At 43.0% G+C, this 26,641-nt stretch carries 29 protein-coding genes; 15 read left to right on the plus strand and 14 right to left on the minus strand.

Annotated features, from left to right (window positions below; genetic code table 11):
- Nucleotides 1-65 precede the first annotated feature (65 nt).
- The 4 genes from C3420_RS09625 to C3420_RS09640 form a co-directional block, all read right to left on the minus strand.
- Entirely contained in the window at nucleotides 66-1,208 is a 1,143-nt protein-coding gene (locus tag C3420_RS09625; protein ID WP_048881227.1) for a ribonuclease D, read from the minus strand.
- Nucleotides 1,209-1,399: 191 nt separating this feature from the next.
- Complete coding sequence (recR, locus tag C3420_RS09630) at nucleotides 1,400-1,996, minus strand: recombination mediator RecR (protein ID WP_004815833.1); 597 nt, start codon at nucleotides 1,994-1,996, stop codon at nucleotides 1,400-1,402.
- A gap of 13 nt (nucleotides 1,997-2,009) precedes the next feature.
- The gene (locus tag C3420_RS09635) at nucleotides 2,010-2,339 is read right to left on the minus strand and encodes a YbaB/EbfC family nucleoid-associated protein (protein WP_004815831.1); all 330 of its coding nucleotides are present in this window, start codon (nucleotides 2,337-2,339) and stop codon (nucleotides 2,010-2,012) included.
- A gap of 29 nt (nucleotides 2,340-2,368) precedes the next feature.
- Nucleotides 2,369-3,550, minus strand: a complete 1,182-nt coding sequence (locus tag C3420_RS09640; RefSeq protein ID WP_004815829.1) for an O-succinylhomoserine sulfhydrylase — start codon at nucleotides 3,548-3,550, stop codon at nucleotides 2,369-2,371.
- A 143-nt stretch (nucleotides 3,551-3,693) separates the two neighbouring features.
- On the opposite strand from C3420_RS09640, the gene C3420_RS09645 reads away from it, so the two are divergent.
- The 11 genes from C3420_RS09645 to yddG all read left to right on the plus strand — a co-directional run bounded on the left by C3420_RS09645 (nucleotide 3,694) and on the right by yddG (nucleotide 12,788).
- Nucleotides 3,694-4,791, plus strand: a complete 1,098-nt coding sequence (locus tag C3420_RS09645) for an alpha/beta fold hydrolase (protein WP_103800367.1) — start codon at nucleotides 3,694-3,696, stop codon at nucleotides 4,789-4,791.
- Nucleotides 4,792-4,846: 55 nt separating this feature from the next.
- Nucleotides 4,847-5,719, plus strand: a complete 873-nt coding sequence (locus C3420_RS09650) for an NAD(P)-dependent oxidoreductase (RefSeq protein WP_103800366.1) — start codon at nucleotides 4,847-4,849, stop codon at nucleotides 5,717-5,719.
- Between the two features lie 109 nt (nucleotides 5,720-5,828).
- Complete coding sequence (locus C3420_RS09655; RefSeq protein WP_372510725.1) at nucleotides 5,829-6,071, plus strand: YARHG domain-containing protein; 243 nt, start codon at nucleotides 5,829-5,831, stop codon at nucleotides 6,069-6,071.
- Between the two features lie 31 nt (nucleotides 6,072-6,102).
- Complete coding sequence (locus tag C3420_RS09660; protein ID WP_004893084.1) at nucleotides 6,103-6,516, plus strand: HIT family protein; 414 nt, start codon at nucleotides 6,103-6,105, stop codon at nucleotides 6,514-6,516.
- 316 nt (nucleotides 6,517-6,832) lie between these two features.
- Nucleotides 6,833-7,912 carry a porin gene (locus tag C3420_RS09665; RefSeq protein ID WP_103800365.1) on the plus strand — a complete coding sequence of 360 codons (1,080 nt, stop codon included), beginning with the start codon at nucleotides 6,833-6,835 and terminating at the stop codon, nucleotides 7,910-7,912.
- A gap of 455 nt (nucleotides 7,913-8,367) precedes the next feature.
- The gene (gene cydP, locus C3420_RS09670) at nucleotides 8,368-8,559 is read left to right on the plus strand and encodes a cytochrome oxidase putative small subunit CydP (protein ID WP_004893080.1); all 192 of its coding nucleotides are present in this window, start codon (nucleotides 8,368-8,370) and stop codon (nucleotides 8,557-8,559) included.
- Nucleotides 8,559-10,184 (plus strand): cytochrome ubiquinol oxidase subunit I, encoded by a 1,626-nt coding sequence (locus tag C3420_RS09675; protein WP_103800364.1) that lies wholly within the window; start codon nucleotides 8,559-8,561, stop codon nucleotides 10,182-10,184. The genes cydP and C3420_RS09675 overlap by 1 nt, the downstream gene beginning before the upstream one ends.
- Complete coding sequence (gene cydB, locus C3420_RS09680; RefSeq protein WP_048881234.1) at nucleotides 10,181-11,326, plus strand: cytochrome d ubiquinol oxidase subunit II; 1,146 nt, start codon at nucleotides 10,181-10,183, stop codon at nucleotides 11,324-11,326. Before C3420_RS09675 ends, cydB begins: the two co-directional genes overlap by 4 nt.
- 25 nt (nucleotides 11,327-11,351) lie before the next feature.
- A complete protein-coding gene (cydX, locus tag C3420_RS09685; RefSeq protein ID WP_004278713.1) occupies nucleotides 11,352-11,453 on the plus strand; it encodes a cytochrome bd-I oxidase subunit CydX in 102 nt (33 codons plus the stop codon).
- A gap of 3 nt (nucleotides 11,454-11,456) precedes the next feature.
- Complete coding sequence (locus tag C3420_RS09690; RefSeq protein ID WP_048881235.1) at nucleotides 11,457-11,759, plus strand: cyd operon YbgE family protein; 303 nt, start codon at nucleotides 11,457-11,459, stop codon at nucleotides 11,757-11,759.
- Between the two features lie 144 nt (nucleotides 11,760-11,903).
- Complete coding sequence (gene yddG / locus C3420_RS09695) at nucleotides 11,904-12,788, plus strand: aromatic amino acid DMT transporter YddG (protein WP_103800363.1); 885 nt, start codon at nucleotides 11,904-11,906, stop codon at nucleotides 12,786-12,788.
- Nucleotides 12,789-12,894: 106 nt separating this feature from the next.
- Here the strand turns inward: yddG and C3420_RS09700 are convergent, their stop codons facing one another.
- From C3420_RS09700 to C3420_RS09730, 7 genes are all read right to left on the minus strand, one after another.
- Complete coding sequence (locus C3420_RS09700) at nucleotides 12,895-13,248, minus strand: hypothetical protein (RefSeq protein WP_228152954.1); 354 nt, start codon at nucleotides 13,246-13,248, stop codon at nucleotides 12,895-12,897.
- Nucleotides 13,249-13,363: 115 nt separating this feature from the next.
- A complete protein-coding gene (gene rodA, locus C3420_RS09705) occupies nucleotides 13,364-14,500 on the minus strand; it encodes a rod shape-determining protein RodA (RefSeq protein WP_004815808.1) in 1,137 nt (378 codons plus the stop codon).
- 101 nt (nucleotides 14,501-14,601) lie between these two features.
- On the minus strand, nucleotides 14,602-15,315 hold the full coding sequence (gene ispD, locus C3420_RS09710; RefSeq protein WP_004815806.1) for a 2-C-methyl-D-erythritol 4-phosphate cytidylyltransferase: 714 nt from the start codon (nucleotides 15,313-15,315) through the stop codon (nucleotides 14,602-14,604).
- Nucleotides 15,284-15,670 carry a septum formation initiator family protein gene (locus C3420_RS09715; protein ID WP_005222368.1) on the minus strand — a complete coding sequence of 129 codons (387 nt, stop codon included), beginning with the start codon at nucleotides 15,668-15,670 and terminating at the stop codon, nucleotides 15,284-15,286. The genes ispD and C3420_RS09715 overlap by 32 nt, the downstream gene beginning before the upstream one ends.
- Nucleotides 15,671-15,683: 13 nt before the next feature.
- Nucleotides 15,684-16,973: a phosphopyruvate hydratase gene (gene eno, locus C3420_RS09720; protein WP_004815801.1), complete on the minus strand. Its 1,290-nt coding sequence runs from the start codon at nucleotides 16,971-16,973 to the stop codon at nucleotides 15,684-15,686.
- A 64-nt stretch (nucleotides 16,974-17,037) separates the two neighbouring features.
- Entirely contained in the window at nucleotides 17,038-17,895 is an 858-nt protein-coding gene (kdsA, locus tag C3420_RS09725; RefSeq protein WP_076753679.1) for a 3-deoxy-8-phosphooctulonate synthase, read from the minus strand.
- Between the two features lie 30 nt (nucleotides 17,896-17,925).
- On the minus strand, nucleotides 17,926-19,566 hold the full coding sequence (locus tag C3420_RS09730) for a CTP synthase (protein ID WP_076753680.1): 1,641 nt from the start codon (nucleotides 19,564-19,566) through the stop codon (nucleotides 17,926-17,928).
- 227 nt (nucleotides 19,567-19,793) lie between these two features.
- Here C3420_RS09730 and C3420_RS09735 point away from each other — a divergent pair, with 227 nt between their 5' ends.
- Nucleotides 19,794-20,228: an internalin gene (locus C3420_RS09735; protein WP_171294461.1), complete on the plus strand. Its 435-nt coding sequence runs from the start codon at nucleotides 19,794-19,796 to the stop codon at nucleotides 20,226-20,228.
- 27 nt (nucleotides 20,229-20,255) lie between these two features.
- On the opposite strand, the gene C3420_RS09740 is transcribed toward C3420_RS09735, so the two are convergent.
- The 3 genes from C3420_RS09740 to C3420_RS09750 form a co-directional block, all read right to left on the minus strand.
- Nucleotides 20,256-21,404, minus strand: coding sequence for a YheT family hydrolase (locus C3420_RS09740; protein ID WP_103800374.1), 1,149 nt, complete (start codon nucleotides 21,402-21,404; stop codon nucleotides 20,256-20,258).
- 74 nt (nucleotides 21,405-21,478) lie between these two features.
- On the minus strand, nucleotides 21,479-21,883 hold the full coding sequence (locus C3420_RS09745) for a nuclear transport factor 2 family protein (RefSeq protein WP_103800361.1): 405 nt from the start codon (nucleotides 21,881-21,883) through the stop codon (nucleotides 21,479-21,481).
- 272 nt (nucleotides 21,884-22,155) lie between these two features.
- Nucleotides 22,156-24,180, minus strand: coding sequence for an NADPH-dependent 2,4-dienoyl-CoA reductase (locus tag C3420_RS09750; protein WP_103800360.1), 2,025 nt, complete (start codon nucleotides 24,178-24,180; stop codon nucleotides 22,156-22,158).
- Between the two features lie 168 nt (nucleotides 24,181-24,348).
- Between C3420_RS09750 and C3420_RS09755 the strand changes: the two genes are divergently transcribed.
- The 3 genes from C3420_RS09755 to C3420_RS09765 are packed head-to-tail and all read left to right on the plus strand — an operon-like array spanning nucleotide 24,349 to nucleotide 26,570.
- Nucleotides 24,349-24,900 (plus strand): PadR family transcriptional regulator, encoded by a 552-nt coding sequence (locus C3420_RS09755; RefSeq protein WP_103800359.1) that lies wholly within the window; start codon nucleotides 24,349-24,351, stop codon nucleotides 24,898-24,900.
- Nucleotides 24,901-24,924: 24 nt separating this feature from the next.
- Nucleotides 24,925-25,854, plus strand: coding sequence for an alpha/beta fold hydrolase (locus C3420_RS09760; RefSeq protein WP_103800358.1), 930 nt, complete (start codon nucleotides 24,925-24,927; stop codon nucleotides 25,852-25,854).
- A gap of 17 nt (nucleotides 25,855-25,871) precedes the next feature.
- Entirely contained in the window at nucleotides 25,872-26,570 is a 699-nt protein-coding gene (locus tag C3420_RS09765; RefSeq protein WP_103800357.1) for an SIR2 family NAD-dependent protein deacylase, read from the plus strand.
- The last annotated feature ends 71 nt before the right edge of the window (nucleotides 26,571-26,641 follow it).

A 26,641-nucleotide genomic window follows, 5' to 3' on the forward strand; every position in this document is an offset into this window, starting at 1 on the left:
CAGTCGTGATTTTGTATAATTGCTCTTTCTTTAATCAGTTTTGTAGTCAAGTTTCTATCCAGGCTTTAGTCGACAACTTTCATCTGTCTAGAAAGATAGGATTCATCCTGACGTAGCAGCTCAACCAGTGGCTTGGTCAGATGATCATAACGCCAGCCAAGTAAAAATTCCGGCAAATCCTGTTCATCATTGTGGAAAACAACATGCTGGTACAACGCATTCATCCATTTTTTGCGCATCAGGACTTCTTTCGGGATGGAGGTTTCATCTACAACATTTTGAATGATGGCATCAACTTTTGTACCGACTTCACTTGAAGAGTGACGGATTGGACGTGCCAGACGTAATGGCCACTCGGATTGATCTGGCAAGAATTTCAGCAGGTCCAGAATCATCTTGCCATGATCACGAATAATATTGGCACGCAGATCTTTCACAGTGCTGAGCTGGAACATATTCTTAGGGTTCTTCTCCACCAGATTAATCATGGCCGAGTTTTTCATGATGAAACTGCGCGGAATATTCAGTGCCTTGGCAATCTGCTCACGCCATACTGCAAGCTGCTGTAGCTGCATCAGCTGACGGCGTGAATGACGATAGTTGCCAACATCCTGATATAACAAGGCCGTTGGTGTTTCCTCGCCAATTTCCCGGGTCATGAAGCGGCAATCTTCCAGTGCCAAGTCTAACAGGTGCTTTTGTTTCAACTCCTGCTTGATCTGATCACCTAAGTGCACCAGATAATGCACATCATTGGCTGCATACAACAATTGTTCATGACTTAAAGGACGTGCCAACCAGTTTGAACGGGTTTGATCTTTTTCAATTTCCACATCCAGCATCTGCTTCAAGGCATTCTGATAGCTGACCTGTAAACCATGCCCCAGAAACGCCATCCCTACTTGGGTATCAAACACATTACTCAGAGATTTTTGCTGGGTATAGTGATAGATCAGATCAATGTCTTCTCCACAGGCATGGAAAATGTTCTGTTGTGCTGCAAAGAGACGCTTGAAGAACTCGGTCAGATCCAGGGTCGTACCGTCGAGCAGATAGACATTGCCACAGACATTAATCTGGAACACACCAAGTTTCGGCCATAAAGTATCGACCTTGATGAACTCTGTATCCAAAGCATAAACCGAGCTTTGATCCATTTGTGCGAGTACTTGATCGAGTCCAGCTTGATCTTGAATAAATTGAAACATAAATGACTGAATCAGCGTAATGTGGATGTCCGAATATAGTTATCTTAACTGATATTTATAATATTTATGATAAAAAAATAAACATTTAGCTATAAAATTTCGCAATAACAATATCGATAAATTAAATGAATATTCTCATATTTTTTCTAACTTGTTCTTCTCTTTAGTAAAACGCATGCAGAGAAACAGGTTTATTTCATCCGCATGCGGTTATGTACAGCTTGGCTTAAGGTATGGCTGTCTACATATTCCAGTTCACCACCTTGTGGTACACCCTGGGCAATCCGGGTAATCTGAATCGGTAAATGCTTGCTGGCTTCCATCAGGTAGTGCGCAGTCGCCTGTCCTTCTACAGTTGCATTCGTAGCTAGAATCACTTCACGAATCTGACCTCTGTTTAAACGCTCCAGTAGATATGGAATCCCAATTTCTTCAGGCCCAATTCCATCTAGTGGTGACAAATGTCCACCCAGTACATGGTATTTACCACGAAAACTGCCACTCTGCTCAATAGCCATCACATCCGCTGGTGATTCCACCACACAAAGCAGCTCATCATCACGTTCAGTTGAGGTGCAGATATTACAGACTTCATCTTCAGTGAGTGAATGACAGATTGAACATTCATGAATATGGTTGGTTGCTTCAGTCAATGCATGTGCCAGACCAATCGCACCTTCACGGTTTTTCATGATCAGATGCAATGCCATACGCTGGGCCGATTTCGGCCCAACGCTTGGCAAGATGCGTAATGCTTGAACCAGTTGATCAAAACGATCACTAAACATTGCGCAAATTTCCTTAGAATAGGCCAGCCAGACCTGGAGGTAAGCCCATGCCCTGGTTTGCAGACTTCATACGTTCTTCTGAAATTGCTTCAGCTTGGCGTGCCGCATCATTCATTGCAGCCGCGATCAGATCTTCAATCATATCCGGATCATCCTGCAGAAGTTCAGGATCGATCTGAATGCGTTTTACCACATTACGTGCAGTCATCGTTACTTTTACCAGACCACCACCCGCTTCAGCATGAACCTCTACCAGCGCAAGCTCTTCTTTGGCTTTTTTCAGGTTGGTTTCTACTTCCTTTTGCATGCGCTGAGCTTGCTGCATCAACATGTTAATGTTCATAAAAATCTCCGAACATAAATTTATAAAAATTAGATTAGATCTAAACCACGTGTAATGTCACGGATAATATCATCAATATCTTCCAAACCAACAGAAACACGAATTAAACCTTCACGAATACCTGCGGCTTCTTTTGCTTCAGGTGAAAGTTTGCCATGCGTTGTCGTTGCCGGGTGAGTAATCGTTGATTTCGCATCACCCAAATTACCCGTGATGGAAATAAACTGAGTATTGTCGATGACTTTCCAGGCACCTTCACGACCACCTTTCACTTCAAATGATACGATACCACCGAAGCCGGTTTGCTGCTTTGCCGCCAGTTCATGACCTACATGCTCAGGCAGACCTGCGTAGTACACTTTTTCTACTTTTGGATGTGCATTTAAGTATTCAGCGAGTTTCTGTGCACTTGCGGAGTGTTCACGCATACGCAGACGTAAGGTTTCCAGACCCTTTAGGAACACCCAGGCATTGAACGGACTCATAGATGGGCCTGTGGTACGCACATAACCGAAAATTTCTTCAAGCAATTTGTGATTACCGACAACTGCACCACCCAATGCACGACCTTGCCCATCCAGGTACTTCGTAGCTGAATATACAACGAGGTCAGCACCAAATTTGATTGGTTGTTGTAATACAGGTGTACAGAAGCTGTTATCAATTGCCAGTAATGCATCATGAGCATGTGCAAGATCTGAAAGCGCCTGAATATCAGCCACTTCAGCCAGTGGGTTAGATGGAGATTCTACAAAGAAGAGTTTCGTTTCGGGCTTGATTGCATTTTTCCAGGCATCGACATCAGTCAGGTCCACAAAATCAACTGCCACACCGAACTTTCCTACATACTTTTCAAACAGAGAAACCGTAGAACCAAATACTGCACGTGAACAGATCACATGGTCACCTGCTTTCAGGAAGGCCATTGCCACTGCCATAATCGCAGCCATACCCGAACTGGTCGCTACGGCGCGCTCAGCACCTTCAAGCGCAGCCAGACGTTTTTCAAACATTGCGACCGTAGGATTGGTAAAGCGTGAGTAAATATTGCCAGGTTCCTGACCTGAGAATTTTGCTGCCGCTTCAGCCGCATTTTCATAGACGAAAGAAGATGTCAGGAAGATCGGTTCTCCGTGCTCACCCTCAAAGCTACGTGTATGACCGGTACGGATGGCTAAAGTATCTAATTGATAATCGTCTTGTTGGCTCATCGCTCTAATTCAGCCCTGGCGGACTGCCTGTTGTAAAAAATTGCCAACATTTTGAGCGCCTATGCTATTTCAGGTCAAGGCATAATAAGCAATTATTGCCTAGACTTCGATCACTCCCTACCGGACACGGACAATTTATCTTTATGATTCAGTTAAAACAAAATCTGCAACGTCAACAGAAAAAACTCAAGCACCTGCGTGCGCGGTTTTTCAACAGCTCCTCACTGGTACTGTCTCAAAAAAACCCGTTTGAGTACATCAAGGAAACTGAATTATATAAAGTCCGGCATTATCCAGCACCTGAAAGAAAGTTTAAGGAACCTTTGGTATTTGTTGCGCCACTGGCGATTAACATGGGTATTTATGATCTGTATCCCTACCGTTCATTAGTAAAGCATTTCCAGCATAGCGGTTTTGAAGTATACCTGGTGGAATGGAACCGTTTCAGCTTCAAACACAAAGAGCTGAATTTTCTGTCCTTTATCGATCAATCCATTCCAGATGCCATAGAGCATATTTGCGAACATGCAGACAGTCCCTATATCTCCCTGCATGGCTGGAGTATGGCAGGTGTCTTTGTCACCCTATATACTGCGCTACACTCTCCAGAGCATGTGAAAAACCTGATGGTCATGGGCAGTCCAATTGACAGCTATGCCTCTGGCCGCATCGGTAAACTGTTTGAAACCACCAATAAACTGATTTCACAAAATCCAGCCCTGCGAAATACCGTACATAAGGGATTAATCCCCAAACAATATATTCATACGCCAGGTATTTTGAATGCCTTAGGCTTTAAACTGCTGGATCCTGTGGGCTGGTTTAAAAGTCAGAAACAGTTTTTGATGAATCTGGAAAAACCCGACTATGTCTATGAACACGCCACCATGGGTCATTTCCTGAATAAAATGATCGATTACCCGGGTGGAATCAATCAGGATATGGTGCTGCACCTGTGGTTACAGAATCCTCTTAAAGATGGTTCGATTAATCTGCATGGCAATAAGATTGATTTAAAAAATATTTCCTGCTCACTCATGGTCGGTGCTGGTTTGACGGATCAGATTGTTACCCGAGAAGCTGCAGAACCACTCACCCAGCTGACCAGCAGCAAAGATATTACTTTTACCCTGATTCCAGGTGGGCACCTTGGTTTAATGTCAAATCAAAAGACAGCCAACACTTTTTGGCCTAAACTAACCACCTGGCTTGAGCAGCGTTCTACTCGACTAGCGCAATAATTCGAGAGATGCCTTCAAGCTTATAATTTTTAATTAAAAGATTTTGAGGGTTATCATGATTCAATCAGTTGCATTTCTTGGCTTGGGTGCTATGGGCTATCGCATGGCTGCGCATTTACCAAAGCATTTTGACACGGTCTATGTCTGGAACCGTACTGCTGCCAAGGCAGAGCAGCATGCAACTGAATATGGGACACAGGCAGTAAGTCTGGAACAGGCCATCCAGGCAGATGTAATCTTCTCCTGCTTACCTACCAGTGCTGATGTTGAAGCTTTAGTCCAAGGTCTGGAATTAAAAGCAGGCAGTATCTGGGTCGACTGCACCAGTGGTGTACCTGATGCAGCTCGTCGTCTGGAAGAAGCTTTAGCAGATCAAGGCGTGATTTTTCTGGATGCGCCCGTTAGCGGTCAGACGATCGGTGCTGAAAATGGCACATTAACTGTTATGATTGGTGGTAGCGTAACAGGTTTTGAACAAGCCCTTCCCGCGATTCAGGCTTTCGGCAAGCTGATCAAGCATGTTGGTGAATCTGGCGCGGGCTTTGCAGTGAAAGCAGTCAATAATATGTTAATGGCTGTAAACCTGTGTGCAGTTGCAGAAGGCTTTATGACGCTGAAAGCGCATGGTGTAAGTTTGAATGAAGCACTGGAATGTATTAATGCATCAAGCGGTAAAAGTAACGTAACTGAGACCGTGATGCCGCAGCGTATTTTGAACCGCAGTTTCCCGCTTACCTTTGCATTACCGTTACTTGCCAAAGATACAGGGATTGCAGTAGATCTGGTTCGTGATGCCAAGCTGTCTGCACCATTGCTATCGCTAACCCAGAACCTGATTCAGGCAGCTAACCTTCAGGCAGAAGAAAATAGTGACTTTTCTGCTGCAATAAAAATGTATGAATCATGGAGTAAAATTACTATTGAGTAATATATCGCCATTGAATCGTGAGAACAAAACCCAATATTGTGTTTAGGTATAGACACATGATTCAACACCAGAGGAAACCCGCATGAAAAAATTGACTGTTGCGACAGTGATGAGTTTTGCAGCATTGCTAGGGGCTTCAACTTCAGTTTTAGCTTCTGAACAAGAATGCAAAAAACTGAAAAATGATCATGATGTGATTTATGCTTCCAAGGGCTTCTGTTTTAAAGATCCAGATGCCAAAGCAAAGTATGGCAATGACAATTGCTACACAACCAAGCCAAAATTTTCAGAAAAAGAGCAACAACGTCTTGACGCGATCAAAGATCGTCAGAAAGAATTGAATTGTAAATAATTTAATTCAATGACGCTCAAGGAATGCCCTCATGACTTACGATGATCAAAATATTTTTGCACGAATTCTGCGCGGTGAACTGCCTGCAATCAAGGTGTATGAAGACGATCAGGTTCTTGCATTTATGGACATCATGCCTCAGGCAGACGGTCATACTCTGGTCATTCCTAAATCGCCTGCGGTGACACTACTTGATCTGGATCCTGAAGTGGCTGCATATACCATTCAGATCGTACAAAAGATTGCCAAAGCCATTGAAAAAGGCCTAGGTGTAGAGGGTATCGTGCTGATGCAATTATCAGGTGCCGCAGCGGGTCAGACCGTACCCCATGTACATTTCCATCTGGTTCCTACCTCTTTGCATAATCTGGGCAAACATGCCTTGGTCATGGGTGATCAGGAGAAAATCAAGGCTCTGGCTGAAAAAATTAAAGCAGCTTTATAATGCTGGATTAAACCCAAATAGAAATGGAGCTTCGGCTCCATTTTTTTACCATCCAAAAATGAACAAATATGAATTCTTTATGAAAGCCGATAAACAAAACAATTTAATATATTGATTAATAATAACTTTCTTAAAACAAAACATATACTATTCATATTTTTACATAACGAAACATTTAATATATTTGAAATATTTCCTTAATCTTATTGTCTTATTTGTAATCGATACTTAGCACCAATACAGGACGGTAGCAAAATTTAACAAAGCTACCACAACATCCTTGTTAGGACCAAAACAAGTCTTATTGGAGCTACACATGAAAAAAACTCTTTGCGCATTGGCAGTTGGGGCAACAATTTTAACACCAGTAATGGCAGCTGCTGCTGACGTTAAAGTATATGGTCGTGCACACGTTTCTCTGGATTATCTGGATGACGGCAAGGACTATAATGAGGTGGCTTTATCCTCAAACTCATCACGCTTAGGCTTTAAAGTCGATCACAAGATTAATGAAGATCTGACTGCATTCGCTCAGATCGAACAGCAAATCAACTTTTCTAGCGGATCGGATGATAGTGAGGATTCCATAAACTTCTCTACCAGAGATACTTATGTCGGAGTCAAAGGTAACTTTGGTCAAGTTAAAGTGGGCCGTTTTGACAGCCCATTTAAAGCGGCACGTGGTCCGGCAAACTTCTTTGGCGACCAGGTCGGCGACTTGCGTAATATCACTCGTGCTTACAATCACCGCTTCGATGAACGTAACCCGAATACGATTGAGTATAAAACACCAAAATTTGGTGGTGGTTTCACTGCAACAGCAGCTTTATCTTTACATGATGGCACGATGATCAGCAATGATACGACTGAGGATAGTAATGAAAAATCTCAAGCGTATGACCTTGGTTTAAATTATAACGCGGGTAACTGGGATGTCGCGGCTGCTTATGAACATTATGCAGAAGATGTGAGCCGCGGTGAACGAGATGGTATCCGTTTAGCAGCAGCTTACAAGTTAACGCCTGAACTGAATGTGGGCGCACTTTACCAGTTTACTGCACTGGATGATGGCAGTGGCACCAATGCGGATGCTAATGTTTTCGGTGTAGGCGCGGAATATAAACTAACAGATAAAAATACATTACGCGGTCACGTTTTCCACCGTGATATTGATGCAACTGATGCTAACTCAACCCTACTTGCATTGGGCTTAGAACATCGTCTAGATAAACAGTTCCGTGTTTATGGCAACCTGGCAGCCATGCTGAATGATGACGCTGCTAACCTGACACCTTGGTCACAAGCACGTAGTAATAAAGCAGGTTCATCCCAAGGTGTAAATGCAGCAGGTGAAACTGCAATGGGCTTGTCTGTAGGTATGCGTTACGACTTCTAAGCTCTACACTCCTCCAAAAGTTTAAAAAGAACATGCTACATGCATGTTCTTTTTTTTGCCTGCTTTTTCTCAGCAATAAGAATTCACCTCACCTTTAGATTCCACGAAAGACCCTTCTCGTTTTAATCCCTAAAATTTTAATCTATTCTCATTTTCAATAAAAATATAATAAACCAAGTAAAATAATCAGAATTTAAAATATTATTTTTTCTTAATCCAACTATTTTAATAGGATATTAATTTTTAAATATAAGCAAAAAAGTCGGATTTAAAAATAATTATGTTTACACAAAATAATCACAAATATTTTGATTATTTTTTAAAAAAATATAATTTTAAATTATTAATATTCAAATACTTATAAATATGTATTTATTTAAACTGTTTAGTCTATTTATTTTTTATCACATTAGATTAATAATAAATTAACACGTTATAAAGACAGGCTTATTTACATGAGCTTAGTTCCAGAAAATCTAAATCAAAAAGTTGTAAGAGAGATCACTTTGATTTTAATCATCAAGGTCATTCTATTACTGACAATTAAACATATCTGGTTTGATGCGCCTACAATTCCCAAAAATTTTGACTCTCAAGTTGCCGAGCGTATTGCCGGCAGTCCTTCCCAAATCAAGGAGACACGTTGATGATTGCTGAAAGCGTGGTCGATCTTTCGCGGTTCCAGTTTGCTATGACTGCGATGTATCATTTTATTTTCGTTCCGTTGACCTTAGGCCTGGCTTTTATCCTGGCCATTATGGAAACCACTTATGTGATTTCCGGTAAGGAAATTTATCGGGACATGACCAAATTCTGGGGGAAACTCTTCGGGATTAACTTTGCACTCGGGGTAACTACCGGTCTGACCATGGAATTCCAGTTTGGTACCAACTGGGCCTACTATTCGCACTATGTAGGTGACATCTTTGGTGCACCGCTAGCGATTGAAGGCTTAATGGCTTTCTTCCTGGAATCTACTTTCATTGGCCTGTTCTTCTTTGGATGGGATCGTCTGTCTAAGGTTCAGCATCTGTGTGTAACTTGGTTAGTGGCGCTTGGCTCCAACATGTCTGCATTATGGATTCTGGTTGCCAATGGCTGGATGCAAAACCCGGTAGGTTCTAAATTCAACTATGAAACCATGCGTATGGAACTGGTTGATTTTGGTGCACTGATCTTTAACCCGGTCGCTCAAGTAAAATTTGTTCATACTGTTTCTGCAGGCTATGTAACAGGTGCGATTTTCGTTCTGGCAATCTCAAGCTTCTATCTGCTAAAAAAACGTGACTTGCCTTTTGCCCGCCGTTCTTTCGCTATTGCTGCAGTTTTTGGTCTGGCCTCTACACTTTCAGTGATTCTACTAGGCGATGAATCTGGCTACGAAATTGGTGATGTACAAAAGACTAAACTGGCTGCGATTGAAGCAGAATGGGAAACAGAACCGGCCCCAGCCGCATTCACTTTATTTGGTTTCCCAAATCAGGAAACCATGCGTACAGATTATGCAGTCAAAATTCCTTATGTCATGGGGATCATTGCAACCCGTTCAATAGATACTCCAGTGATAGGGATCAAGGATCTGCTGGTTGAACATGAAGGTCGTATCCGCAACGGTATGCTGGCATATGAACAGCTTGAAAAATTACGTGCAGGCGATCAATCTCCTGAAGTAAAAGCAGCATTTGAAAATACCCAAAAAGATCTTGGTTATGGTCTGCTTCTGAAAAAATACACTCCAAATGTCGTCGATGCTTCTGACGAACACATCAAAGCTGCTGCCAAAGACACTATTCCACATGTACCAAGTCTGTTCTGGGCATTCCGTGCCATGGTAGGTTCCGGCTTCCTGATGTTGCTGCTGTTCGTATTAGCGACTTTTGCTGTAGCGAAACGCAATGCTGAAAACAAACCTTGGTTATTAAAATTTGCCCTGTTTGCTTTACCACTGCCTTGGATTGCTGCACAAACTGGCTGGTATGTGGCTGAAGTAGGTCGTCAACCTTGGACTATTGGTGAAGTATTACCTACACACCTGTCTGCATCTACTTTAAGCACAGGCGATGTGATGGGCTCAATCCTGGCACTGGCAGCGTTCTACACAGTATTGCTGATCATTGAAATGTACCTGATGATCAAGTTCGCTCGCCTGGGGCCAAGCTCATTACATACTGGCAAATACCATTTCGAAAAACTTAATTCTCAAGTAACAGCCGAGCAAGAAGACGCAGCTGCAGCTCTTCCAGAAGGTGCAACTGGCGAGGTGAAATCATGATTGAATATGAACTGCTCAAAATTATCTGGTGGGTATTGGTTGGCGTTTTGCTGATTGGCTTTGCACTGACTGATGGCTTCGATATGGGCTCAATGGCGATCATGCCATTTGTAGGTAAAAATGATCAGGAACGTCGTGCGGCAATTAATACGATTGCCCCACACTGGGATGGCAACCAAGTCTGGTTCATCACTGCAGGCGGTGCCCTGTTTGCAGCATGGCCAATGGTCTATGCTACTGCTTTCTCTGGCATGTACTGGGCGCTACTGTTAGTACTATTTGCACTGTTCCTGCGACCTGTCGGCTTCGACTACCGCTCCAAGCTGGAAAATACCAAATGGCGTAATTCCTGGGACTGGGGTCTGGCTGTTGGCGGTGCGGTTCCTGCATTAGTCTTCGGTGTCGCTTTCGGCAACATGTTCCTAGGCGTACCGTTCACTTTAGATGAAACTGTTCGTTCAACTTATTCCGGCAGTTTCTTCGCTCTGCTAAATCCGTTTGCTTTAGTTTGCGGTATTGTAAGCTTGTCCATGTTGTGTGCACACGGTGGCGCTTGGTTAATGCTGCGTACTGATGGTGCATTACGTGAACGTTCTGCTCAAGCAACCAAAATTATGGGACTGGTTTATCTGGTGACTTTCCTTGCTGCTGGCGCATGGTTATATTTCGGCGGTATCCAAGGTTATACACTGGTGACTCCATATGACACCAATGGTGTTGCAAATCCACTGGCTAAAGAAGTACTGATCAATAGCAACCCTGGATGGATGAATAACTATACAACTTATCCAATTACCATGATTGCGCCAATTATGGGTATCCTTGGCGGTATTATTGTCGTGCTGGCTGCCTCTAAAGCTAAAGCAGGCCTGAGCTTCCTAGGTTCATCTATGGCGGTGATCGGTGCAATCCTGACTGCCGGTTTTGCCCTGTTCCCATTCTTAATGCCATCTAGCATTAACCCTGTTGCCAGCTTGACCATGTGGGATGCAGTATCCAGTAAAAATACCTTGACGGTAATGACTGTCGCTGCATGTATCTTTGTTCCAATCATCCTGCTTTACACCACTTGGTGTTACTACAAGATGTGGGGCGTAATCACCAATAAATACATTCAAGAGAATTCACACAGCTTGTACTAAGACTGTGTCCTAAGGAGACAAAATTATGTGGTATTTTGCATGGATTCTAGGTGTACTTATGGCGTGTTTTGCCAGTGTGATTGCTGCAATTTATATGGAACAGCACCAAGACCTGGATGAGGAATAAATCATGACTGAAGCTGCGCTAGAGAAACCCGTTATAGACAAGAAACCCAACAAATTTGCGATGGTGATTTCCTGCCTGCTGGCATTTCCACTCGCAGCGGTGTTACTGGTACATCCAGCTGCGATGCTGGATGATAATGGTGCATATAGTCACCGAGCCATGATGTTTATCATGATTGGCATTTCTGGAGGCTTTGTTCATGGTGTAGGCTTTATGCCACGCCACTGGTTCTGGAAATGGCTATTTAGCCCTTTCCTTTCATGGCCGCTGATGCTCTGGGGTTATTACACCTGGTTCATTGCCTGAGCATTCAAACAAAATTTAAGCTCTCTTTGGAGAGCTTAAATTTGATAAATACAAGATCTTTACTCTCATATTTTTAAAAAGAACAATGATATTTTTATCAATTTTGGCCTAAACTATCTTCTAAATTTATCCTGAACAAGAGTAATGAACTCAAACAAAGCGACATTGATTGGTCTTACGGCAGTTTTCTTATGGAGTCTCATTGTTGCTCTCATCAAAGAAGTCAGTCATTACTTTGGACCGATCGGAGGAGCTGCGTTAATCTATTCATGCGCCTCGATTATTCTATTGCTTTCATTTGGCTGGACACATCTGAAAGAATTCCCCCTTAAATATCTGATTTGGGGAAGCCTGCTTTTTGTGGCTTATGAAATTTGTCTTGCCCTGTCTATTGGCTATTCAAGCAATAATAGACAAGCTATAGAAATCGGAATAGTGAATTATCTGTGGCCGACAGCCACGATTCTGTTTTCAATTATTTTTAACAGGCAGAAAACCAATTTTCTTATCTTTCCCGGGATATGTTTATCTGTGGCAGGGATCTGTCTGGTGCTTGGTGGTGAAGCTGGATTTAGCTTTAAAACAATGCTGTCCAATATACAGACCAATCCACTGAGTTATGGACTGGCTTTAACCGGTGTCTTTCTATGGGCTGCCTATTGTACCCTGACTGCTCGTGCTGCCAATGGTAAAAATGGTATTACCTTATTCTTTATTTTGGTGTCGATTGTACTATGGACCCAATGGATTTTCTCTGCTGAGCCCATACCGAATTTCGAATTGAATTCCAGCATTTATCTGGTATTAGCTGCTTTTGCAATGGGCATTGGCTATGGGGCATGGAATATCGGAATTATGCATGGAAATGTGACTGTATTGGCAACAGCTTCATACTTTATCCCGGTTTTTTCTTCTGTGGTTTCAGCATTGATTTTGAGCACACAATTAACCTTCAGCTTCTGGAAAGGTGCATTGATGGTGTGTTTTGGTTCACTGCTTTGCTGGATGGCGACTAAAGCAAAATCATAGAACCGAAAAAACCAACCAATGCAAAGCCTAACTTTTAATCAAATAAAAATGCCATTTTTAAAGCGTCTTTAGAGCCTTTGTGAACCGTATAGGTAGAATTCACCTCCTACCGTTTTAGGCACCCCATTTCATAAGTAGTACCCAAATCAATGAAGGACTGATTAAAGCTTGTATCCAATAAATGAACAAATTGCAGTTCATCCTTGGCTTCAGCCAGATGCAGATTTTGTTCGGAAAAGTGCTTAAGCTGTTTTAGACCTTTAGAATATTCACATGTTTTAGCAATCATAATTGCTGGATGCTCGCGACGATCCACCGACACATTGAGTGCAGCCTGTTTCACTTCTAATGCATCATAATGCTGCTTAACTTGAGATTTAAATTCCGCTGAACTCAATGGCTTTGCCCATATAGTTGCTGACAATCCTACAAGTCCAATCACCAACATTAACTTCTTCATCTTGTCCCCAATATGCAAATATAGTTATTTATCTAAGTTATTGAATATTTATAACATAAAATCTCAAGCAATAAAAAAGCCAGAATAAATCTGGCTTTTTCTTTTCTCCTATTATTTAGCGATGGGTATGGATTGACATCACAATACCCATACCGGCGAGCAAAGAAATCACAGCGGTTCCGCCATAACTCATCAGTGGTAATGGGTCGCCTGTCACTGGAAGGATACCACTCACCATGCCTGAGTTCAGGAATACGAAAAAGAAAAAGGTTAGACCTGTAGCACCCGCATATAGACGGCCAAAGTTATGAAAGCTGTTCATTCCGATCATCAAGCAACGAATAATAATAGCGGTAAACAGACTAAATAATAAAAATACACCGATAAAGCCAAATTCTTCGGCATAAGTCGACATAATAAAGTCAGTATGATGCTCTGGCAGATAACCCAGATGTGACTGTGTCCCTTGCGAATAACCTTTGCCAGTCATTCCTCCAGAACCAATGGCGATTTTAGACTGGATAATATTCCAGCCTGCACCGAGTGCATCTGATTCAGGATCAAATAGCGTCAGGACACGTTTTTTCTGATATTCCTGTAACAGGAACATCCACATTAATGGTGCGACCACAGCTAATGCTGCCATTGCACCGCCAATCAAGCGCCAGGACATACCACTCAAAAATAAAACAAAGATCCCCGGAATCACCAGACCGATATTCAAGTCAGGCTGCAATGCTACAAGCACAAAAGGAATACCCAGTAAAATCAAGGCACCAACAATATGCATAAACTTCGGTGGAAATGGCTTACGCGCGAAGTACCAGGCCATCATCAGTGGCATCGCAAATTTCATCACTTCACTCGGCTGCATACTTCCCACGCCCGGCAAAGTAATCCAGCGTGTTGCTCCGAGTCGCCTTTCCCCAATCACAAAGACCAGCAATAGCATAAAGATCCCGAAGGCATAAAAATACGGGCTGGCGGCTTGATACACTTTTGGCGGAACCTGCGCACAGATAAACATCACCACAAAACCGACACCAAAACTGATCGCCTGACGGATCACCATGCCTGAGTTTTCAGAGGTCGCACTATAAACTACCATCAACCCCAAGGCAGCATTCAGTAACAGGAAGCATAGCAACCACGGGTCCAGATGTAGCTTGGTCCATCTTGAGGAATCGTGTTTTATACTCAATCCATCACGTGCGGATTGTCGTAAAAAACGATACTGCTGTGAAGGTATCATTGTGACAAAAGGTTCAAAACTAACAATGGCGAAATTATAAGTGAAAGCAGCGGAGAATTGATCGCCAGTGCTCTATTTATTATGTATTTCTTCAAATAAATTTAGGCTTGTGCTGCCAGAATCAGACGAGCCAGTTCCAGGTCATCCGGATAGGTAATTTTGAGATTATCAGATCGCCCCTGAACTACACGTACGGTTTCACCTACATGCTCAAGTGCACTGGCTTCATCGGTAATATTGGCACCATCTTGTAATGCCTGTTCGATAGCATATTTTAACCGGCCTAGTTTGGCCATTTGTGGTGTTTGAGCCTGCCAGAGAGTCGAACGGTCTACTGTAGTTTCGATATCCTGACCTTGTACGACGCGCTTTAAGGTATCGCGGACTGGAATTGCCAAAATAGCAGCTTGATCAGTTTCAGTCGCCGTATTGACCAGATCAATCAATGCATTTTGACTGACACATGGACGTGCCGCATCATGTACCAATACCCAATCTTCTTCTGAAGTGATTTCAGTTAGGTAAGCTAAGGCATTGAGGACAGAATTGACCCGCTCTGTACCGCCGGCACAAAAATGGGCTTTATCCTGATTAGAAAATGGCAAGGTTATAGCAACATCATCCTGACTACCGATCGCCAGCACATAACCGGTCAGCGGAAGTTGATTCAGACGTGCAACCGTATGTTCAAGAACAGTACGCTCCTGAATCATTTGATATTGCTTTAGTTCTGTTTTAGAGAATCTGCTACCCGAACCTGCAGCTGGAATGATAGCCCATAATTTATGGTGTGCTTGAATTTTCAGCTGACTCATTGGTACGCAGGTCTACTTTAGAATTTTGATCGAGATAAATCGGTTTATATTGGGTACTGATGGTACTCATCTGCACAAAAGTCTCATGCGGCTTAATTAAACCCAGATCCAGACGTGCATGTTCTTCAATGGCTTGATCACCATTTTTCAGATCATAAACTTCAGCTGCCAGCACACGGTTGCGCTCTTTCAGCTCTTCATTCAGTTCTACTTGTTGTTGTATTTTCTGTGTCAGTGCCTGATGGTCTTGATAGCCACCCTCACCAAACCAGTATAAATATTGAAACCCTGCGATCATAAGGATCGCAAGGCCCAACAGTACTTTACTCATCAAAGAGTCGAATACATTTAACATCAACGATAATCGCTTAGTTCAAACCTTTGAATTCAGCTTTACCGCGATATGCAGCATTAGTCAATTCTTCGATACGAAGTAATTGATTATATTTCGCTACACGGTCAGAACGGCAAAGTGAACCAGTCTTGATTTGACCTGCTGCTGTACCTACTGCAAGATCCGCAATAGTTGAATCTTCAGTTTCACCTGAACGGTGAGAAATTACAGTAGAGTAACCGTTTGCTTTTGCAAGGTAGATTGCATCTAAAGTTTCAGTCAAAGTACCGATCTGGTTGTACTTGATTAGAATAGAGTTACCTACTTTCTCATTGATACCACGTTGCAGAATCTTAGGATTCGTAACGAACAGGTCATCACCAACCAGCTGGATCTTGTCACCCAGAATCGAAGTCAGGTAAGACCAGCCTTCCCAGTCAGATTCATCTAGACCATCTTCAATCGAGATAATCGGGTACTGATTTACCAGACCTGCAAGGTAGTCAGAGAATTGGTTGCTTGTGAATGCTTTATTGCCTTCACCTGCAAGAATGTACTGACCATCTTTGTAGAATTCTGAAGACGCACAGTCAAGCGCAAGCATGATGTCAGAACCAGCTTTGTAGCCAGTTTTTTCAATTGCTTCAAGAATAACAGTGATCGCTTCTTCGTTTGAACGTAAGTTCGGAGCAAAACCACCTTCATCACCAACAGCAGTATTTAAACCCTGTTTTTTAAGTACTGATTTAAGTGAATGGAAGATTTCAGCGCCAGCGCGAAGTGCTTCAGAGAATGAAGTGAAACCTACAGGCTCAATCATGAACTCTTGAATGTCAACGTTGTTGTCCGCATGTGAACCACCATTCAGGATATTCATCATTGGAACAGGCATTGTCAGAATGCTGTTGTTACGAAGGTTTGCGATGTATTGGAAAAGTGGGATTTTCTTTTCTTCAGCCGCAGCACGTGCAGCAGCAAGCGAAACTGCCAGAGTTGCGTTTGCACCTAGTTTTTCTTTGTTTTCAGTACCATCTAAAGCGATCATCGTGTTATCGATGTCTTTTTGTTCAAATACTGATTTACCAACCAAAGCTTCACGGATCAAAGTGTTTACGTTGTTAACCGCAGTTTTAACACCTTTACCCAGGTAACGTGCCTTGTCGCCATCACGAAGTTCTAAAGCTTCACGAGAACCAGTTGAAGCACCAGATGGTGCACATGCACGGCCAACTACGCCAGATGCTAAGATAACGTCTGCTTCGATGGTTGGATTACCACGAGAGTCCAAAATTTCACGTGCACGAATGTCAACGATTTGACTCATGAACTATTCCTCAGTTGATTAATAAAAATGATGCGTCAAAAAAGACGCATCAATGTGTATTGAATTAATGTGTATCTAGCTTTGCGAAACCTTTGACCAAGGTATCTAATTCTTTCAGCTGCGCCAGGAAAGGCTCAAGCTGTGACAGGCGCAATGCGCAAGGACCATCGCACTTGGCTTTTTCCGGATCCGGATGTGCTTCCAGGAACAGGCCTGCAAGACCTGTTGCCATACCCGCGCGTGCAAGTGTCGTGATCTGGGCACGACGACCACCAGCAGAGTCAGCACGACCGCCCGGAGTTTGCAGCGCATGGGTAACGTCAAAGAACACCGGTACATTCATTTCCTTCATGATGTCGAAGCCCAGCATGTCTACAACCAGATTGTTATAGCCAAATGCTGAACCACGTTCACAAAGAATCAGTTTGTCATTCCCGGCTTCCAGACACTTGTGCAGAATGTGGCGCATTTCATGTGGAGCAAGGAACTGGGCTTTCTTGATGTTGATAATAGCATCAGTTTTTGCCATTGCTTCAACCAGGTCAGTCTGACGACTTAAGAAAGCTGGCAACTGAATAATGTCGGCAACCTCTGCCACAGGAGCCGCTTGATACGGCTCATGTACATCGGTAATGATCGGCACATTAAAGTGTTTTTTAATGTCCGCTAACCACTCGAGACCTTTTTCCAGACCCGGGCCACGGAAAGAGTTCAAACTTGAACGGTTGGCTTTATCAAAACTTGCCTTGAATACGTATGGGATTCCCAAACGTTTACAGATATCTACATAAGTTTCTGCAATTTCAAAAGCTAGGTCTTTGGACTCAAGTACGTTCATCCCGCCGAATAGTACAAATGGCAAATGATTTGCCATTTGTATATCGCCTAAACGTACAATCTCTTGTGGTTTTAATTGCGACATTTAAACTTCCTAGTTGTGTCCTGACACCAATTATTGTGCTTTTTGATGCTGTTTTTTTGCAGCGTCGATGAAGCCAGCAAATAATGGATGACCATCACGTGGTGAACTTGTAAATTCCGGGTGGAATTGTACCGCAATAAACCAAGGATGTTCAGGAATTTCAACAGTTTCTACTAAATGTTGGATCGGTGAATAACCAGAAATCTTCATGCCTTTCTCTTCCAGCACTGGGATATAACGGTTGTTCATTTCGTAACGGTGACGGTGACGTTCGATGATTTCATCAGAACCGTACACAGCAGCAGTCTTGGTCCCTGGTACCAGTTCAGACTTCTGTGCACCTAGACGCATGGTACCGCCAAGGTCAGAATCTACAGAACGCTGTTGCACTTCACCACGCTCATCTAACCATTCAGTGATCAGACCAATCAATGGAGCTTTGGTTGAACGGTTGAATTCAGTCGAAGTTGCGTCAGCAATACCAGCCACGTTACGTGCATATTCAATTACTGCAAGCTGCATACCCAAGCAGATACCCAGGAACGGTACGCCATTTTCACGGGCGTATTTGATTGCCTGCATCTTGCCTTCAGTACCACGTTCACCGAAACCACCTGGAACCAGGATAGCGTCAGCATCTTTTAATACTTCGTTTACATCCTGACTTTCAAGCTCTTCAGCATTCACATAGTCGATCTGAACTTTAACGCGGTTTTGAATCCCTGCGTGTAAAAGTGCCTCATTCACAGATTTATATGCATCTGGAAGTTCAACGTATTTACCGACCATTGCTACACGTACAGTGTATTCAGGATTCAGTAAAGCTTCTACAACGTTATCCCAATCTGTTAAGTCAGCTTCAGGAAGGTCGTTATAACCAAAACGTTCACAGATTAAATCGTCAACATTTTGTTCATAGAAAGTACGTGGGATCTGATAAATCGTACGCGCATCTTTACATACGACAACTGCACGTGCTTCAACGTTAGTGAACAGTGCAATTTTACGCGTAGTATCTGCATCAACATCGTGTTCAGTACGACAGATCAGAATGTCTGGCTGAATACCAATCGACAGAAGTTCTTTAACAGAGTGCTGTGTTGGTTTGGTTTTTAATTCTGCTGCAGACTTAATGTATGGGAGTAACGTTAAGTGCATAAGCATCGTGCGCTTGTGACCAAGTTCAACCATTAACTGACGTACAGATTCCATGAATGGGAGAGATTCAATGTCACCTACTGTACCACCGATCTCAACGATCGCAACGTCATAACCTTCACCGGCGCGAAGTACACGTTCTTTAATATTATCAGTAATATGTGGAATAACTTGCACAGTACCACCCAGGTAGTCACCACGGCGTTCTTTATTCAGAACATCCTGGTAAACACGACCTGATGTGAAGTTATTCAATTTGGTCATTTTCGCACGACGCAAGAAACGTTCGTAGTAACCCAAGTCTAAGTCTGTTTCAGCACCATCTTCTGTAACAAAAACTTCACCATGTTGGAATGGGCTCATGGTCCCCGGATCGACATTAATGTATGGATCCATTTTTACCATGGTCACTTTTAAACCACGGGCTTCTAAAAGTGCAGCAACAGAAGCAGCTGAAATACCTTTACCTAGTGATGATACAACACCACCAGTAACGAAAATAAAATGGGTCATTGGGTTTCTCGTACAATCGAGCCTAAATAGGCCTGCAATGTTGCGCAATTTTACTTTACCTTGCACCTAGAAAGCAAAGTCAATCCGCATCAATTCAAAGAACAATAAACAATTGACTATTCTAACAGCATTTCCGATAAAAAATTAGAGTAAGTTCAGATCATTTCTATCTGCTAATTTACTGCTATAATATTGTAATCCCCTCTACATTTACCTATGAAGTAATGATGAATAAGAAACTTTTAATCTGTGGCGCGCTTGCAACCGGACTTTTACTTACTGCATGTGTAAAGAAAGAAGCTCCAAAGGAAGAGGAACAGACTGAAGTTGCTGCAGCATCGGAAGCAACCCCAGTAGAACAGCCGAATTTCGAAACACTGGAACCAGCAGAACAAGATCAGCCTTTAATTGAAGAAATTCCTGAAACAGTTGAAGTGATTCGTGAAGAAACGCCGAATACCACAACTGAAATTCGTCGTGAAACTCGACCTGCTCAGAGCACTCCTGCAACAGCACCGGCAGCATCACAATCTGCTCAAGCATCAAACGCCCAGGATTCTGAGACTGAGTACAAGCCTAAAACCAATTCAGGTGCAGAACAGTCAGAGGATGATGCTGTGGCAGACGCCATTGCAGCTGCTACGCCAGCACTTGAAAACTGATTATTGTTTTCAATTAAAAAACCCAGCTTATGCTGGGTTTTTTAATGCTACGTATTCAGGTTCTGCTTCTTCTATTGCTGCCGCCGCCATAGAAAGCTGCTTCAGATACTGTGCCATAAGAAGAGTAGCCCATGATTCAGTTCTGGTTAAGCCCTGATAAAAACCGCAATGACTGCCCCTTTTCGTAGTAACTACAATAATATTCGGCATGGCACGGATACGGTCTTTATATGGATGCAGATTATTAATATGACAGACTGGGTCGTCTTCTGCATTCAGAATCATTAATGGGATTTTGACATTTTCAAAGACATAAATTGGGTTCGTGGCCTTGGTATAGGTTTCATAGTCTTCATAGCCAGCCAGCTGAAAATATAGCTTCTCAAAATCTGCCAGATTTTGAACGGAAAGAATCTGCTCCCAGGAAGGTATATTTTTCCAGGTGTCCTGATAAGGATGAATAAATTTTTTCAGTAATTTTTTAGCCATAACCTTGCTATAAAATGGATGCACATAAGCAAAACCACTTTCAGTATTATAGCCCGGACACAGTGCAAAAGCTGCTTTGAGTGGGGTTTGCTCACCCTCTTCCCCCAGATAGCGCACCAACAAACCTGTTCCAGCGGAAGAACCTACACCATATAGTTCGGATTGCGGGAATTTATCCTGAATATAAAGTAACTGTTCACGTAAATCTTGAGTGGAGCCAAACAGGTTCATTTTCGGAACAGGCATCGGTAAATTGGCATGACCACGGCGTAAACATAATGCCACTCGCCAACCCGTGTGCAGATGCAGATCTCTGACCAGCTCACCCATTGATTCTGGTGAACCGGTAATGGTATGTAGTAAAACAATCGTTGGCGTATCTACTGGCAGGTCGAGTCCATACCAGGCAATACCAGTGATTCCGCCATCAGACATGTTCAGCTGCTCAATTGCATCATATTTTAGTTTGATGGTTTTCTTTTTGATCAGGTCAAAATATAAAATATGGGCATGCGCATTACATAGCCACGGTGTAGGACGGTATTTTTGCTTTAATTGTGGTAAATGATCAATCAGGTTCTGAAATACGCCATTTGGATTGTAATATAAAGTAGGCGTGTCCGCACCAATCACACGGTCCAAATATTCACCTGAAAGCTGAACTACTTTTTTTATCAACATTTTCATTTGTCTTTCCATCCAGTTGTCCTTCAGTGACTTACAAATTTCATGCCGGGTTATATGATGGCTCCTGAATCAGACTAATTTTGAAAGGCCATCATCCGCTGTCCCATTTGTGCAGCAAGCGCCTCAAGACCTGACTTCGGTCGAATCATCACTTCAAAGTCGATCATTTTGCCTTCATCATTGAACTGAATCATATCGATACCCTTTAATTTCTTATCCCCCACATTGGCAGAAAACTCAAGTACAACATGGTTACCGTCTTCTGAATAGAAAGTACGGTGATACGTAAAGTTCTCGAATACCTGAATCACATTAGTCAAAATAAAAAAGACTACAGGCTTACCTGAGTATGGATTAAATGCCACTGGTGAACGAAATACCACTTCATCTGCCAGCAGTTCATTCAGAATATTCATGTCACGGCTTTCCAACATTTCGTGCCAGAATGCGAGTGAAGCTTTGGTGGTTTGTAGAGTCATTTTTGGGTCCTTTGTTGTTTTTTAAATTTCCGCATATAAACGATAAAGATTGATGCTTTTAAATATGATATCCCTTCTGTTAGAAAGCAGTTTCCCTCTTTATTAAAGGTGAGAAATACTACTTCACAAGGAGGAGCCATATATTTAATAGTTAAATCCTCTCCCTAACCCTCTCCTTTATTAAAGGAGAGGGAAAATTACATATCCATTTGTTTACATCACTACAAATCTTGGTTTGCAAACAAAAAACGGAAATGCAGTTTTTAATATTTTTAAATCACTGCTGCCAACTCAGCACCTTGACGAATCGCGCGCTTGGCATCCAGCTCACCCGCTTCTTTCGCTCCCCCGATCAGATGCACGCTCTTGCCTGACTGTTTCAGTTCATCAAACATGGCAGTATAAGATTCCTGACCTGCACAGATGATGACATTATCTACTTCAAGCAACGTTGGCTGACCGTTGACTGTAATATGCAAGCCCTGATCATCCACTTTCTCATAGCTGACACCCGGGATCATTTTTACGTGGCGGTGTTTCAGACCTGTACGATGAATCCATCCGGTTGTTTTGCCCAGATCTGCGCCCACGGATTTTGCTTTACGCTGCATCAAGTAAATTTCACGACTTGGCTGTTCTACACTTGGCTGTTTTAAACCACCGACATTGTCATAATCGGTATCGATTCCCCATTCATCATAGAATTTCTGCGGATTGACGCTGCCACTTTCACCTTCATGGCTTAAATATTCCGCTGTATCAAAACCAATACCGCCTGCACCAATAATGGCAACATGCTGACCCACAGGCTTACGCTCTTTTAGCACATCCAGATAAGACAGCACTTTTGGATGATCAATGCCTGGAATATCCAGTTGACGTGGATTCACCCCAGTCGCTACGACGATGTCATCAAATTCTGAAGACAGCAGCTGCTCAAAAGTCGCTGTATGATTCAGTTTGAGCTGAATACGGGATTGCAATTCGATCTGGCGTTTAAAGTAACGAATGGTTTCGTAGAATTCTTCTTTGCCCGGAACAGTTTTGGCAATATTAAACTGACCGCCAATCTGATTGGATGCCTCGAAGACAGTAACATGATGACCACGACCTGCAGCATAAATCGCGAAACTTAAACCAGCTGGACCCGCACCAATTACTGCAATATTTTTTGGTGTAGACACTTCTTTAAAAATCAGTTCAGTTTCATAGCAGGCGCGCGGATTGACCAGACAGGTCGCAATTTTCATCGAGAAAATATGATCCAGACAGGCTTGATTACAGCCAATACAGGTATTGATTTCATCACTACGGCCCTGTTCGGCTTTCACGACAAATTCGGCATCTGCCAGCATCGGCCGCGCCATGGAAACCATATCTGCATGACCGGCAGCCAGGACATATTCTGCCATTTCTGGAGTATTGATACGGTTTGAGGTAATTAAAGGAACTTTGACTGAATCTTTTAGCTTTTCAGTTACCCAGGTAAAAGCTGCGCGTGGCACTTTGGTCGCAATGGTTGGAATACGCGCTTCATGCCAGCCAATCCCGGTATTGATAATCGTTGCACCTGCTTTTTCGATTTCCTGTGCCAGCTGAATCACTTCTTCCAGCGTTGAACCACCTTCAACCAGATCCAGCATCGACAGACGATAGATGATAATAAAGTTCTCACCTACGCTTTCACGGGTCCGGCGCACAATTTCAATCGGGAAGCGGATGCGATTTTCATAACTGCCACCCCACTCGTCATCACGATGGTTGGTACGTGCGGCAATAAATTCATTGATCAGATAGCCTTCCGATCCCATGATTTCCACACCGTCATAACCGGCATATTGGGCTAAGCGTGCACAGTTGGCAAAATCATCAATAGTCTGCTGGACTTCACTCGAAGTTAGGGCATGTGGTTTGACCGGATTGATTGGCGCCTGAATCGCAGACGGCGCGACATTTTCAGCCTGATAGGAATAACGTCCGGTATGCAAAATCTGCATGGCGATCTTGCCGCCAGCTTCATGCACTGCTTGAGTAATTACCTTGTGCTTCTCAGCTTCTTCTATCGTATCGAGCTTAGAGCCACCTTGGAAAGTCACACCGTGATCATTTGGCGAAATGCCACCAGTCACAATCAGGGCCACACCCCCTTTGGCACGTTCAGCATAGAATGCCGCCATACGATCATAACCACCCGGGGCTTCCTCCAACCCGACGTGCATAGAACCCATCAGAACCCGGTTTTTTAATGTGGTAAAGCCCAGATCTAATGGGGCAAGTAAATGCGGATACTTTGACATTTCGACTCCTTAGCGTGCCTGTCAGCTGGCTATTTTTTATATCGGCTGATGTGAAATTCCCCTCAGTCATCAGCTTTTATGCAACTTGTTGCATTAATTTATAGTTCAGAATTGATTTTTATGCAACATGTTGCATAATAATCCCGAGTCATTTTTCTTGAGACGTTTATGTCTTTATCGCATGTTCTATTGACCAGTTTACTGGAAAAACCAAGTACCGGTATTGAGTTAGGACGCCGCTTTGACCGTTCGATGGGCTTTTTCTGGAATGCCACCCATCAGCAGATCTATCGTGAACTGAATGCCATGTTACAAAAAGGCTGGATTTCTACCATAGAAGATGAAGACAGCAGTTCACGTAAAAAGACTTATCAGGTAAAACGTCCAGGACGTGAAGAACTGGCCAACTGGATGCTGGAACAAAGTCCACCGGCTCAACTACGTGAAGAATTGATGGTACGCTTACGTGCTGAAGCCCAAATGGGCAGCAATACTATCTTGCCAGAACTGGAAAGGCATCTAGAGTTGCACCGGGAAAAACTGAATATTTACCGACAGATTTTTGCCAAAGATTTTGCAACAGCTGACGAAAATAACCGCACACTGTATATTCATAAAATGATTCTGCAACTGGGTATCGATCTGGAAGTAGGCTGGATTAGCTGGTTAGAAATCATGATTCCAAAATTAAAACAATTTAATAATGCAGCTGCTGGCTAGCATATAAAAATAAGGACTCAGTCGATGTCATATTACAAAATGCCCGATGGCGAAATGCTTTTTGTACGCGAATATGGACAGGGTCAGCCGGTAGTGGTGTTGTCCGGCCTGGGGATGTTGAGCTGGCAATGGGCGGCTTTCCTCTATCCGCATCGGCATCAGTTCAGATTTATTATTCCGGAGTGGCGCGGTTTTGGGGCTTCCAGTAATTGCAAGATTCCAGATATGAATGCAATTTCCAGTCACTGGCTGGATGTGCAATTGGTAATCCAGCAATTACATCTTGATAAGGTGATGGTGATTGCATATTCCATGGGTGCCACTACGGCCATGCATGGTATGCACTATGCTAATTTCGCCGAGCATATCACTGCTTATCTGCATATTGACCAGACCCCAAAAATCCCGGTAGATGACAGTTGGAGCTATGGCCTGTTTGGTGAACATCATCCGGTATTTATTTCTATTCTGACCCAGATTTCAGAATTACTGGCAACACATCAGAATGTAAAATACATTAAAGATCTGGACAGTAACACTCGCCATCAGATTGCCAAACTTTGGCTGCAGTTTATTGGCTTGCAAAATAACAATAAATACAGCCTGAAAGCCTTTGAATGGATTATGAATCAGCCACGCCTGCAAAGTCTGCTATTACCATCAAACCGGGTCGACTATATGGCCTGGTATATCAATAATTATCTTTACCATCGAGAAGATTACCGTGCGGCGATTCAGACACTCAAATGCCCGGTGACTTTCCTTAGCGGCTCACAATCCAAACTTTATCCAGTTGAAGGTCAAACCTTGGTTGCCCAAAGCATTCCACATGCCAAACAGGTACGTTTTGAAAAATCCGGGCATACCCCGCTTTTGACTGAACCGGTAAAATTTAGCAAGGAAATCGCGGCATTCTTAAAAGCCAGTGCTAAGCACAGCAATCACGCAGCTTAGAGGAAAAAAGAAACAAAATGAAAAAACTGGTGGTCTTTTCTGGTGCAGGTATGAGTGCTGAAAGCGGAATTAATACCTTCCGCGACAGTGATGGCCTTTGGGAGCAGCATCGCGTAGAAGATGTGGCTACTCCGGAGGCATGGCGACGTAATCCTGAACTGGTACAACGCTTCTATAATGAGCGGCGCAAAAAGATTCTGGCTGCACAACCCAATGCTGCGCATCAACTGATTGCTGAACTGGAAGTTGCTTATGACATACATGTGATTACCCAGAATATTGATGATCTGCATGAACGTGCTGGAAGTTCAAAAGTCATTCACCTGCATGGCAATATCCGGCTGGCAAAAACGTCTGGACCAAAGGCACAATACACCACCGAGTTTTATCCAATTGATGGTACTGAACTGGATCTCAAGAAACACCTTTGTAAGGATGGCTATCCGCTGCGGCCGCATGTCGTGTGGTTTGGTGAAGCTGTACCGGCCTATGCAGAAGCACAGGACTGCGTGCGGGATACTGATATTTTTATTGTGATTGGCACCAGTTTGCAGGTCTATCCGGTTGCTGGCTTGATTCATGAGATTTCATCGAATTGCAGCGCTTACTATATTGACCCTAAAGCCAATCAGCAGCACTTACCTCCTCAGTTTGAGAAAATTGCCATGACTGCTACCCAAGGCATGCAATATCTGAAAGATAAACTGCTTAATTAAGCTAGATAGTCAATAAAAAGACAAAGTCAGCATTGACACATTGCAACAATAATTCTTTAATCACCTTATTG

The sequence above is a fragment of the Acinetobacter sp. ACNIH3 genome (assembly GCF_002918965.1).
GTDB lineage: Bacteria > Pseudomonadota > Gammaproteobacteria > Pseudomonadales > Moraxellaceae > Acinetobacter > Acinetobacter schindleri.